Source organism: Pseudoalteromonas sp. SR43-5 (genome assembly GCF_014163835.1).
GTDB lineage: Bacteria > Pseudomonadota > Gammaproteobacteria > Enterobacterales > Alteromonadaceae > Pseudoalteromonas > Pseudoalteromonas distincta.
In genome coordinates this window covers 1-13244 of sequence record NZ_JACJEA010000023.1, presented here as the reverse complement: position 1 = coordinate 13244, position 13244 = coordinate 1, and the positions used below count along the sequence as shown (strand labels likewise).

The following is a 13244-nucleotide window of genomic DNA, read 5'->3' as shown; positions in this document are numbered from 1 at the left end:
TTGCAAAGAGTGTAAGCCAGATTCGGTACTCGCATATAGAAATAATAAAGGACTAGTTATGGCTAAATGTATATCGGTTGCAGCAATTTTGGCTGTAGGTTTATTAGGTGGGTGTGGGTCGACCCCTGTTAGCCTATACAGCGACAATACAATGAAGAAAAAAGAATACAATGGTATTAATACCAATCCGCAATAATACTTAATCATTTTGCGGGGCTAAACGTGTCGCTACCTGCGTTAAAAAATTTTCATTTAGAACAACTAAATAGCGAATTTTTTGCCTAGCTATCAACAAGTTTCTCCATCCTCAAAATAGATTACTTAATTAAGCGAATTGGTATAAAGCGTATAAAAAGGGGCTGTACGAGCAAGCTTTTTATGATTTAAAAGAGCCGGCAGCACTTGGCTATAAAAGTGCACAATATACGTTGGCATTCATGTTTTTAAAAGGCCAATACTTGGAGCAATCTACTAAACTCGGAATGGGCTGGCTAGGTGTTGCAAAAGAAGCGGGGGTTGAGAATTGGTCTGCGCAATACGATGCATTTTACAGTGCAGCGACTACGCAGCAAAAACAACAAATAGACGAAACAGTTGAGTTGTATATAACGCAATTTGGCGTTAAAGCACAAAATATGACCTGTCGGCGTTCAGCTTCGCCTAGGCGTACATTTGGTGAAGTTAAAATTGATTGTACTAAGCACGAAGGTAGCGTTACCGAGCACGACATACAAATAATAGAATAGAGTTATGACTTTTCTAGCTTCTTTTCAAAGTCGCTTTTAACTATTTCAAGTGCTTTAAGTACTTCTTCTGGAGCAACATCGTGTTGCTCTAGTATCATAATTAAATCTACTGCAAGTTTCATATGTGTAGGGGCTTGATCAAGTGGACTTGTCATTTAACTCTTTCTTTTTTGATATTTGGCTAATGGCAACATTTATTGCTGTTTGTACACGTTGTTCCATATGTATGCGTTCTGATTGCGGTAAATAAAACGCCATATCTACATCGTAGCGAATATATCGTGGCGGGAGCTGATTTAGTACCGTACAACAAAAGTCAGCCATTACATCTTCATCATATTTTTCATCAAGTTTAAGTTTGATAACTTCCTCGACTACAATCTTTTCGTAATAGTTGTGTATGTCTTCGTGTAATCGCATATTCCCACCGCTTTAAAATAATCCGTTTAACTGAGTCTATACTATGGCTTGCTATAAATCGATAGCGGCTTTAAATAGTTGTTTATGAACATTAATTAGTGAACTCAAATTACGCTGATAACCTCCGCCTAGGCCGCACATTAGTGGGATTTGGTGTTGCTTACAAAAGTTGAGAGTAAAAAAGTCGCGTTTATATACGCCATCTAGTGATACTTCAAACAAGCCTAACTCGTCTTTTGTGTAAATATCAGCACCTGCATTATACAAAATAATATCGGGGTTATGAATACGCACGCAAAAATCGAGTGCTTGCTCTAATGTAGCAAGGTACTCAACGTCGGTTGTTTTAGCGGGCAATGCAAAATCGTAGGTGGACTCTTGCTTATTACGAGGAAAATTTTGTTCACAATGAATTGAGCAGGTAATAATTTGGTCATGGTTTTGAGTGATTTGTGCTGTGCCATCGCCTTGGTGTACGTCGCAATCAAAAATTAAAACAGTGTCGGCTTGCTCTGTATTTATTAAATGTGCTGCTGCAATAGCTAGATCGTTAAAAATACAAAAACCGCTGCCGTAATCACTGTATGCATGATGATAGCCACCACTTAAATTAGCCGAAAAACCATGTTTTAGCGCGTGTTCACTACTTTGGATACTTGCCCCAACTGATAGTAATGTGCGCTCTACCAATTCATTTGAATAAGGAAAGCCCATTTTTTTTATGGCTTTATTGCTAAGAGTCCCATTTAAAAAGTCATCTATATAACGTTGGCTATGACATAGCGAAAGTTGAGATTTGGTTGCTTTTTTAGGCTCTTGAAAGTGAATAGCCGAAACACCTAGGTTTTCTATTTCTGTTTTAAGTAACTTATACTTTTGAATAGGGAATCGATGACGTTCTGGGAGTATAAGGTCTGAATACAATGGATGATAATAAAGCTGCATAGTAAAGTGCGCCTTAACGCAGCTGCTGTTTTTCTACTTGTTGAATTTTATCTTCGGTGGCAGAAATTGCTTTTCTGCAGCGGCCTAATCGAGCGTGTGTGCTTAATATTTCAAGGTTAAGCTTTTGTGCTTTAGCAGGCGAGGCTTTATCCATTTGCATTTTTCGCTCTTCAATCATGAGCACTAAACGGCGTTCAAACTCATGGTTTTGTTTTAATTCGTCGTAAAGCTCATGGGATGATTGCATTATTTTTTGCACAGCTTGCTTATAAACGGTTTGCTTAGGGCGTGGTTTATAATGGCTTTTGTTTTCTTTAACCCAAATAGGCGTTGATTTAATAACATTGAATACAGCTTGTATTTGAGCTGCAATACGTTCAAGCGCGTAGGTATAAGCATGGCGATGCTCGCTTGGCGGTAACCTTGAAACTTCGTCTTCTATTTCTATTACGTAATCGGCTAGGTTCATGCTTTTGGTACTAAAAACTGCGCGGTCAAACAAGCTAGGTTGTGCTTGCATGTAACGATTTTTAGAAAAAAGTTTAGCTTTATCAAATTGCTCAGCTTGTTGTTTTAGCGTTGCAACTTGTTGGCGTAGTTTATCTAAAGCCATTGAATGCATATTAAAAGTAAGCCTCGTAAATTAGTTTTAATGCTAAAAGTATAACCATAGTATTAAATACTGGGCGAATAAATTTGCTACCAAAACGTATTGCTGAATGCGCCCCAAACCATGCGCCTAGCATAATAAAAAAGCCCATTGTTATGCCAAGTAAAAAGTTTACATGGCCGAGTGCAACAAAGGTAATTAAAGATATAAAGTTAGACACAAAATTCATTGAACGCGCTAAACCACAGTTGAGTAGCAGGTTCATTTTGTAAAGCATGCCATTAGAAGCAGTCCAAAATGTACCCGTACCTGGGCCTGCTAAACCATCAAAAAAGCCTAATGCTAAACCTTGTAGCCATTGTTTTATTTTCATCGCTTTGTTTAGTTTAGGAAGTTCATCGCCTTCGGTGGTGCTTAAATTACCAAATAAGCTATAGCCAGCAACTAAAATAATAATAATGGGGAGTAGTTTGTTTAAAAAATCGATACTTAAATGATCAACAATAATAGTACCTATCAATGCACCTATTGCGGTTGCAATAATGGAGGCTGCCCAAAACTTAGGACTAAATAAGTTCTTTTTATAGTATGTATAGCTTGCCGTTAACGAGCCAAAGCTAGCCGCTAATTTATTGGTGCCTAATGTTAAATGTGGAGGTAAGCCAGCAGTTAATAAAGCGGGTACAGTTAACATGCCACCGCCACCGGCGATAGCGTCTATAAAACCTGCGGCAAGTGCAACAGCACATAAAACAGCCCAGGTTGTTGGATCGAGTGCGAGTTCAAACATTAATAATCTATTTGTCTTTTAAAAGGTGGTAGGGTGTCGAGCATGGCTTTACCGTATCGCTTAGTAACTAAGCGCCTATCGAGAATAGTAATACAGCCTTCATCACTCTCTTTTCGCAGCAGTCTACCACAGCTTTGTACCAATTTCTTTGCGGCATCTGGCACGGTAATCGTTAAAAACGGGTTACCACCTTTGCTTTGTACAAATTCTGCTTGCGCTTCTTCTATTGGCGAAGTAGGTACAGCAAACGGAATTTTAGTAATTATTAGGTTCTCTAAATATTTACCTGGTAAATCAAGACCTTCCGAAAGGCTCTGGGTTCCAAATAAAATACTGCCTTTGCCTTCGTCTACATTTTTAGTGTGTAATTTAAGCAATGCTTCTCGCGACATCTCACCTTGTACTAATAAGTTAAAACCTTTTGTTCTAAGAAACTTTGTTACGTGGTCCATTTGCCAGTAAGAAGCGAATAGTACAAGGTTCGCTTTTTTATCATTTAGGTACTCTGGTAAAGTTTTAGCTAGGTGATCACTAAAGTCTTTATCGGTAGGTTCTACTTTAGATACCGGAATACGTAAAGTGGCTTGTTTTGGGTAATCAAAAGGAGAAGGTACTTTAATAAATTTAACGCCTTCTTCTTTAGCAAGTCCTGTTTCGTAAGCAAAGTGATCAAACGAGCCCAGTGCACTTAATGTCGCAGAGCACAAAACAGCGCCCGCGCATTCTCGCCACAATTTATCTTTTAGGTAATAACCGACCTCGATAGGGCAGTCGCTTAATAAGTGGTCGTGATGGCTTTTATATTCAAGACGTTTTATCCACCGTGCATGGGGAGCACCTTCGCCTTTTTTTGCGTAACTAAACCATAGTTTGTTTAGTTGCTCTAAGCGGTTTATGTATTGACCGCTTTCGCCTAGTATTGGGTCGGCAACGTAAGGTTTTATGTCGCCGTCGCTTACATCTTGGGTAAGGGTGTCGTGCATTTTGTTTAAACAGCGCAGCGCATCTTGCGTGGCTTCGCTTATGTCTTTTGCTTTACTGTGCAGCGATTGTGGAATTTCACCGTGCTCAAAGCGATAAGTATCGTCTTTCGAATATTCAAAGTCGGCATTATCAAGGATATCGCGAACTACTTTTAAATCTTTATTCGCGTCATTAATGCTGTCGCAAAGTTTAAAGTTTTGGCCAATGGCTCTTTGCCCTACTAAAACCTTCGCCATTTTCCCGCTAAACTTGGTGAGCTTATCAAGCCATTCTATTGTGCCTTTAATTGTTGCTGCGGCCGATGAAAAATCGCGTGTTATATGTGCTAAATGGTGCGCTTCATCAATTACATAAATGGTGTTGTCGGGCTCTGGTAAAATTTTACCACCGCCTAGGTCTAAATCGGCAAGTAATAAAGAGTGATTAATTACCAGTACGTCCATTTGCATTAATTGATTACGAGCAAGCTGAAACGGACATGTTTGATGGGCCTTCATTTGGCGTTGGCATGAATGTTTATCGCACGCTATTAAGTTCCATACTCTGTCGGGTACGGTATCGGCCCAACTGTCTCTATCGCCTTGCCATTTTTTATTCACATAGGCGTTATATAGCTCATTTAAACACTTGGTTTCCATTGCGCTCAATGGTGAAGTAAGTGTTGGCATAAAGTCCATTTGTGTTTGGCTATCGCCGTTTACAGCATTATGTAATTTGTGAGCGCAAATATAACGATGGCGACCTTTTACCAAATCAAATTTAAAGTCGAGGCCTGAATGCTTTTTAAAAAATGGTAGCTCTTTTGCTATTAATTGTTCTTGCAGTGCAACGGTTGCGGTAGAAATAACTAGCTTCTTTTTTTGCGCTAAGGCAAGAGGCAACGCGCCTAAACAATAGGCAAGAGACTTACCGGTACCGGTGCCTGCTTCAATTACGCAAATGCGCTGCTTTTTATGGTATTCGCCAGCAAGTGTTTTTGCTATTTCGGCTACAAGATAATTTTGACTGCTACGAGGGCGATAATCTTTTAGGTTACTAGCCACATGCTGGTGTACTTGCCTAATTGTTTTTTTTAGTGAGTCAGAAAGCATGGGATGATTTACCTAAAGTATGTATATAATTACAGTGCTATGGATTTTAGAGTTATAAGAGTGTAACTACAAGAAGTGATGAGATTAATTTAGCAAATAAAGTATCTGAGTGTTTATTTGGGTTGGATGTATGGCTTTAAAGCATTTTGAATTAAGTAAAAACTTACATATATATGTATAAGGTTTAGTAATAGTGTACTTAACAGACGGTTTTATTGTTTCTTCTCATGCGTATGATACTGCAAGCGGCATATGCTACGAAGCATGGTTTTGCAGTGACAAAGGGCCTATAAAAACAGTATCAGCTAACGAGAATGCGCTGTTTTTTATTAAAAGCAAAGATGCTGAAATAGCGCATAAAATATTAGCCGCTGAATCACTTACCTTTATTGTTAAAAGTCTTAGACTAAAAAACTTTCAGCAAGAAGAAATGTCGGCTTGTTATTTCAACTCACTAAAATATTTTTATTCTGCTGCTAAAGCTTTAAAGCAACGTGGAGTTGTATTATTTGAAGAAGATATTCGACCAATAGAGCGTTATTTAATGGAGCGCTTTATAAAAGGAGGAGCTTGGATAACGGGTAATGTTTTTTATCAAAATGGTTATACATTAGTAACAGAGGCAAAATTAAAAGCAAATGACGAGTATTCCCCAGCCCTTAATAAGCTCTCTTTAGACATTGAATGTAACGAAAGTGGCGTTTTGTTTTCTGTTGGACTTGTGGGCTGCAATCTAGACTGTGTTTTAATGATTGGCGAACCAGATAGGGAAACTGAAAACCTTGAGTTTGATATTATTTGGTGTGTAGATGAGGCTGAGCTGTTAAGGGGGGTAGAGCATTTTATTAAGCTTAGCGATCCTGATGTCATAATTGGGTGGAATGTAATTGAGTTCGATTTTTCGGTTATTCATGAAAGAGCTGAAGCACTAGGCATTAAGTTATTACTGGGTAGGGGAGATCAACCTTTATATGTTCGCAAAGGACACTTTACTCGAGTATCGATCCCTGGGCGATGTGTGGTTGATGGAATAGACACTTTAAAAAATGCTACATATAGCTTTGAGAGTTTTTCTTTAGCTAATGTTTCAAATCAAGTGTTGGGTGAGTCCAAATTAATCGACACGGCTAATAGTCTGCAGGAAATTATTAGGCAATTTAATGAAGATAAGCTTTCTTTAGCAAAATATAATCGACAAGACTGTATTTTGGTAAATAAAATTTTTGATAAATTAAAGCTACTCGATTTTTCTATTATAAGAACAAAACTCACAGGATTAGAGCTTGAAAAAAAGGGCGGCTCTGTCGCTGCTTTTATCAATATGTATTTACCAATGCTGCATCGCAGCGGTTATGTTGCTCCTAATATGGGCGATCATGGGCTTACATTTGAAAGCCCTGGTGGTTATGTAATGGAGTCTATTCCTGGGCTTTATAAAAATGTCATTGTTTTAGATTTTAAAAGCTTGTACCCCAGTATTATGCAAACTTTCTACATTGATCCACTCGGACTGATAGAAGGTTTAAAAAATTCAAACCATAGTGTGCAGGGTTTTAATGAAGCCCTATTCTCGCGCGATAAACATCACTTACCTTTATTAATTAAAAGCTTAGCCTCACAAAGACAGCTCGCCAAAGACAATCAAGATCAAATGCTTTCTCAAGCAATTAAAATAATAATGAATAGCTTATATGGTGTTTTAGGCTCAAAAGGATGCAGGTTTTACGATCCCAGGTTATCTAGCTCTATTACATTAAGAGGGCACGAAATAATGCTACAAACTAAAAAATGGATAGAAGAGCTTGGCTATAGTGTTATTTATGGTGATACCGATTCTACATTTATTAAGCTGGACGATGATTTAACTCACGACGAGTGTAATGAGATTGGCGTGTTTTTAGCTAAAAAGATAACTACAGATTGGGTTAACGAGATTAAACAAACGCACAACTTAACAAGTCATTTAGAAATAGAATTTGAATCTCTTTATAGCCCTTTCTTTTTGCCAACCATAAGGGGGAAGCTGGTTGGCTCTAAAAAGCGCTATGTCGGTAAATTAATTAAACCAAACGAATCAAAACTAGTATTTAAAGGATTAGAAACAGTAAGAAGTGACTGGACTAAACTTGCTCAACAGTTCCAGTTCGAACTATTTACTAATCTTTTTGATGGAAAATTGAGCATAAATGACCTTGTTAAAGACTATACAACAAAGTTATACCAAGGTGATTTTGATCATTTACTCGTTTTTAAGAAGAGACTAGGTCAAAACTTAATCGATTATAAGAAAAATATCCCCCCCCATGTTCAAGCAGTTAAAAAACACCAGAAAAAAAATAGCGAATTTACGGTCAATAGAGGTGAACTTGTTACATTTGTTTACACAACCGCTGGAGTAGAGCTGTATCAAGGCTTTCATAGCTATGACTATGCAACTTATTTAGAAAAGCAGATTGTACCGCTAATTGAAATGGTCGATCTTATTTCGAACTACAATGTTTATTTTGGGTTAAATTATCAGGATGAGCTTTTTTAATAATACCCAAAATAGCAACACTGTGGTGTTTTTATCTTCTAAATCTTCTTAAACTTCCTTTTTATTGCGTTATTTATTCTTTTCTGCAAAATCCTGTTAACTTTTGTTGGCTTTTCAATGTTTTTTGTTTATTATTTGCCTTAGTTACTGTTAAAAATCTGTAACAATAAAATAAATAATGATTGCTACTATTAAGTAGTGACACCAGGGAGAATCAAATGTTAAATAATCAAGTAGCTAAAGCGGTGCGTATCGCACTTGCTTTTAGCGCAGCCTCAACAGCTGCTTTTTCAGCAAGCTCTTTTGCAGCTGAAGATGAAATCGAAAAAGTAGAACGTATTCAAGTCACCGGTTCTAGAATTAAAAGAACTGACTTAGAAACATCTAGCCCTGTAACAGTAATGACTGCAGAAGAAATCAAGCTAAGTGGTTTTACTCGTGTTGAAGATGTTTTAAACCAACTTCCACAAATAGAAGCCGCTCAAAGCTCATTCTTAGCTAATGGCGCAACAGGTACTGCAACTGTTGATTTACGTGGTTTAGGCTCAAACAGAACTCTAGTGTTAATAAATGGTCGCAGAATGCAGGCTGGTAGTATTACCTCTCAAGTTGCTGACATTAACCAAATTCCAGCCTCTTTAATCAAACGCGTTGATGTACTAACAGGTGGCGCAGCTGCAGTATACGGTGCAGATGCCGTTGCTGGTGTTGTTAACTTTGTTATGGATGATGAGTTTGATGGTATTTCACTAAATGTGGGCTCATCAGGCTTTCAGCACAACAACGATAACAAGTACATGCAAGGTTTGATGGATGACAAAGGTTATGACTACGATACAGGTAATACTGGAATCGATGGTAAAGCTTATAGCATCGATTTTACTGTTGGTGGTGGATTTGATGGTGGTAAAGGTCATGCCGTAGGTTATGTTACTTATAACCGTCAAAACGAATTAGTACAAGGTACTCGAGACTATTCATCGTGTGCTTTAGGTGGCAATGGCCAGTCATGTAGTGGTTCTGCTACTACTCCAAATCCTCATTTTGATATTTACCCGGTTGTAGACGGTGAAGTTGATTACGATCAGAATCTTTTTGGTTATTTGAACCCAAATGGCCAAGGTTTTATGGAAGATGATGGCTACCGTTATAACTTTGCACCGGTAAACCATTTTTTACGTCCAAATGAGCGCTTTACGTTTGGTACATTTATTGATTATGAAATAAATGAACACTTTAGACCATATTTAGAATTTTCATTTATGCACAACAGAACAGCAGGCCAAATCGCTGAATCTGGTACTTTTTATAACGAAGAAATTCTATTCGATTATAACAACCCGTTATTATCTGATCTTCAAAAAGAACAACTACAAACGTTATTTGGCCAAGGCAGCGATGATCAATTCGTTGCATACATTGGTAAACGTAACGTTGAAGGTGGTCCGCGAGAGGATAACCTTGAGCATACGTCATACAGAATATTGACAGGTATGGAAGGTGAGATTAACGATAGCTGGTCTTACGATATTAGCTATAACTACTCTGCAACAACGTCAAGCTCAGTTTATAAAAATGACTTACTTTCGCCAAAAATTGCTCCACGCGTTGGCGCTGTAGGTACAGAGTGTGATACTGAAGATGGTTGTTTGTTATATAACGTATTTGAATTAGATGGTGTTACCGCAGAGCAAGCTGCACAATTAGCTGGTGTTGGAACCCAAACCGGTTTAGTAACACAGATTATTTACAGTGGTTACGTTACCGGTGAATTTGATTGGAGCCTACCTTCTGCATCAGCTCCTATCGCTGCAGTATTCGGTTTTGAACGTCGTGAGCAAGATTACGAACGTGTTTCAGATACGGTATACGAAGAAGGTCAACTGTTAGGTCAAGGTGGTCCATCTCCAAGTTTGTACGGTGCTATTGATGTAAATGAAGTTTATGGTGAATTGCAAATTCCTGTACTTGACGAGTTAAATGTATCAGCCGCTGCTCGCTGGTCTGATTATTCAACAACAGGTTCAGACACTACATACTCAATTGGTACAGATTATACGATTGCAGATGCATATAAACTAAGAGCAAGTTATGCAAAAGTTGTACGTGCACCAAATGTTGGTGAGTTATTTTCTGCACAAAGCATTAGCTTGTGGAGTGGTGATGACCCTTGTGCTGGTGATCCAAATGCTGCTGCTGTAGGTGACCGTCCAACTTATTCTGCTAGCCAATGTGCTAATACAGGTGTAAGTGCTTCACAATACGGCGGTATTGGTGAGTCTCCAGCGGGTCAGTATAACCAGTTCGCGGGTGGTAATCAGTTACTAGAACCAGAAGAAGGCGATACAATTACTATCGGTTTAGTTGCAAATCCATTAGATGGATTTAACTTCTCAATTGATTACTTCAAGATTGAAATTGAAAAAGTAATTGGTGTTGTAGGTGCAGAAAGAATTATCAATAACTGTGCTGAAACAGGCGATGCATTCTTCTGTGACAATGTTACTCGTAGCCCATCTGGTAGCTTATGGTTAGGTCAAGCTGGTTTTGTTACAAACTTGAGCGATAACATTGGCGGCCAAACATGGGAAGGTGTTGACTTTACAGCAGCTTACAAAATGGATTTAGAAGAAGGCGCATTAAACTTTGATATTAATGGTTACTACAGCATTCAAAAAGAAGTTGAACCTATTTTAGGTGATGCGGATTTAGCTTATGACTGTTCAGGAACTATTAGTACTGACTGTTTCGCATCTCCAAAATGGCGTCACACAGCTAATGTAAATTACTTACGTGATGATTGGCGTGTAGGTGTTAAATGGCGTTACTACGGTACTGTAGACTATGAAGGAACTGCAGATACGTTGTTAATTGATGATGGTGGTATTGAAGCATATAACTTTATTGATGTTTCTGGCAGCTACTCATACAACGAGCACTTAACCTTTACTGGCGGTATGAATAATATCTTCGATAAAGAGCCACCGTTAGTTGGTAATACTGTATCTTCTAATGCAAACACAGTTGCAGGTTTTTATGACACGCTAGGTCGCTTTGTTCATGTAAGCTTTAATCTGAAGTTCTAACTTTAAGTTACAGCTAAATAAAACCCATAGTGAATTTCACTATGGGTTTTTTAATTTAAAGCTATTAACTGTATTAGTGTGATTAATAAGAAATCAATCACCCATCGAATTTGCTCTAAATGAGATACTCACCAGTTATTAAATGTACTAGATCAGACTCGATCTGACAGTTACCCGTTTATTAATCGGTGACTGTCAGTTTAGATTTGAGCTAAACTTTTCTCAGCCTAAATCGATTTTCCGTCTAATAATTTTTCTAATGTTGTTCTACACAGCACATTTTCCCCTGATGAGTTCAGTCATTATTTTAGTAAACCATCCATTCGTCTAGATCCTTCTGTAATTCATCCAGTGAACTATATAGTTTTTTACGGAATGTCACCTGATAAAACTCTTGCAATATCGTTTTATGAAAGCGTTCGCAGATACCGTTCGTCTGCGGTGATATGGCTTTAGTTTTCGTATGGTCGATATCGTTGATAGCTAAATAGAGCTGATAATCATTTCAAATTTACTATTTCTATCTGGTTGTAGTTCACTGAGTGAAGACTCTCTAAGCAGTAATGAAAATATGGTATGCGAAAAAATAGCGGTGACAGGTAGTAATATTAAAAAGCGTACATGCATGTCAAAAGAGTTGGCAGAAGAAAGACGCAAAAAAAACCAAGAGGCAATGAGAGAAATTAACAAAAGAGGAAATATTTACCAAGATAGGAACTAATTTTACTACTAAGTTTAATTGCAATATTTTAACTTATTTTTGAAATCTTGATGTGTTAGTACTAATAATAATACGGACAGGTTATCTATATTAAGTAAACTATTTGCTATTAAACTTACCCCTCCTCCAGGCTACATTATTTCATTGATTTTCGACTATCTGCCAAACGTTGTTAACGTGGTAACTTTGTATTTAGTTGGTGTTTTATCGTATTTCAATAACGTATGTTTTACAAAATTATTATATATGATTTATCTCTTGGTTCAGTTAAGTGGTTGATTTTAATTGTAATAAGTTTTTTAAGTGTTTGTCGTGATTTATAATTTATAGCTTATTTATTCTGAGTAATTATAAACTTTAGTTGTTCTATTTCTAGCGATAATCATTGTAGAGGCTCCCGGCAAAAGTATCTGTAAATATGAATATAGAGGGTATCCCGCATTACACTTAATAGGGAGTAACTCTTCTTAAGTACATTCAATATTAACAGTTAAGGCCGTATCAAATACATGTAGCTTATCTGATAATTTTGGATGTTTTAACTTTGATTTACCGGTTAATGTGATACTCAGATGAATGTTACCAAATTAGTAAATAAAGAGATGGTTTCAATATTATTAGAACAAGTATTAAGGAATAATATTGGCCAGTTAATAACCAAATGTTCAAGCACTACCTTCACAATTGAGTTCATAATTTCCTCTCATTAAACAAACACTCATCAGTCTATGCTCTTTTCGAGTATAAAAATGATAATGAACATTTTTACGACATATCAAAGAAAGTTTATTTATGATTTGCAGCTGGCTAGCTCAATAAATCAGGTTAAACACGATGTAGGCCAAATTACAAAATAATATAACCAAACTTATAATCTGACATGTGTACCAATAGTTCTAAACTGAATTTTTCAAACAAATTAAATGCAGGCAGTAGTAGGTATTTACATAAAAGCTACACAGGTAGCTTGGTTATAATCTGCCTATCCTAAAAAGATCAGGATAAAATTTAAGTGATTACTTCAAAAGGTTTTTCCACATATCTAAGTTAAAAAACATAAAATTTACAACTCAGATTGCAAAATAAGGAAGGAGTAAGTAATTATGTATGTTTACACATTAATTGGGTCCATTCCTATAATAAATTTTACAAGCATACTATAAGTCATATACATCTTATTGTTAAGGTATGAAAGTGAGGTTATCTAATTGATAGTAAGGTTATTTTTTATTTCACCTTAAATAAAAGAGACACTTTTTTAAACCTGCAGCTTTAGATAAGTCTACTAAATATGAATGTTTTTATATATTTTAAT

The 13244-nt window shown here is 37.0% G+C and carries 9 protein-coding genes and 2 pseudogenes; 4 read left to right on the top strand and 7 right to left on the bottom strand.

The features are described 5' to 3' along the window. Positions 1–58: 58 nt before the first annotated feature. Complete coding sequence (locus H5090_RS14195) at positions 59–196, top strand: hypothetical protein (protein WP_002958262.1); 138 nt, start codon at positions 59–61, stop codon at positions 194–196. A gap of 136 nt (positions 197–332) precedes the next feature. Continuing rightward, positions 333–746: pseudogene (locus tag H5090_RS14190) on the top strand (sel1 repeat family protein); the annotation flags it as partial. Between the two features lie 2 nt (positions 747–748). Here H5090_RS14190 and H5090_RS14185 read toward each other — a convergent pair. From H5090_RS14185 to dinG, 6 genes are read right to left on the bottom strand one after another with little or no spacing between them, the layout of a single operon-like run. Then, positions 749–901, bottom strand: coding sequence for a DUF2496 domain-containing protein (locus H5090_RS14185; RefSeq protein WP_076914928.1), 153 nt, complete (start codon positions 899–901; stop codon positions 749–751). Next, the gene (locus tag H5090_RS14180) at positions 885–1166 is read right to left on the bottom strand and encodes a late competence development ComFB family protein (protein ID WP_002958257.1); all 282 of its coding nucleotides are present in this window, start codon (positions 1164–1166) and stop codon (positions 885–887) included. The genes H5090_RS14185 and H5090_RS14180 overlap by 17 nt, the downstream gene beginning before the upstream one ends. Positions 1167–1217: 51 nt before the next feature. Next, positions 1218–2111, bottom strand: coding sequence for a histone deacetylase (locus H5090_RS14175; RefSeq protein WP_182696021.1), 894 nt, complete (start codon positions 2109–2111; stop codon positions 1218–1220). 13 nt (positions 2112–2124) lie between these two features. Further along, on the bottom strand, positions 2125–2733 hold the full coding sequence (locus H5090_RS14170; RefSeq protein ID WP_182696020.1) for a primosomal replication protein: 609 nt from the start codon (positions 2731–2733) through the stop codon (positions 2125–2127). Between the two features lies 1 nt (position 2734). Beyond that, complete coding sequence (locus H5090_RS14165; protein WP_182696019.1) at positions 2735–3511, bottom strand: TSUP family transporter; 777 nt, start codon at positions 3509–3511, stop codon at positions 2735–2737. After that, on the bottom strand, positions 3511–5586 hold the full coding sequence (gene dinG / locus H5090_RS14160; RefSeq protein ID WP_039484246.1) for an ATP-dependent DNA helicase DinG: 2076 nt from the start codon (positions 5584–5586) through the stop codon (positions 3511–3513). Before dinG ends, H5090_RS14165 begins: the two co-directional genes overlap by 1 nt. A 193-nt stretch (positions 5587–5779) precedes the next feature. Here dinG and H5090_RS14155 point away from each other — a divergent pair, with 193 nt between their 5' ends. Continuing rightward, positions 5780–8122: a DNA polymerase II gene (locus tag H5090_RS14155; protein WP_182696018.1), complete on the top strand. Its 2343-nt coding sequence runs from the start codon at positions 5780–5782 to the stop codon at positions 8120–8122. A gap of 218 nt (positions 8123–8340) precedes the next feature. Next, positions 8341–11208, top strand: a complete 2868-nt coding sequence (locus H5090_RS14150) for a TonB-dependent receptor domain-containing protein (RefSeq protein WP_182696017.1) — start codon at positions 8341–8343, stop codon at positions 11206–11208. 227 nt (positions 11209–11435) lie between these two features. Here H5090_RS14150 and H5090_RS14145 read toward each other — a convergent pair. Further along, a pseudogene (locus H5090_RS14145) lies at positions 11436–11713 on the bottom strand (integrase core domain-containing protein); the annotation flags it as partial. Positions 11714–13244 lie beyond the last annotated feature (1531 nt).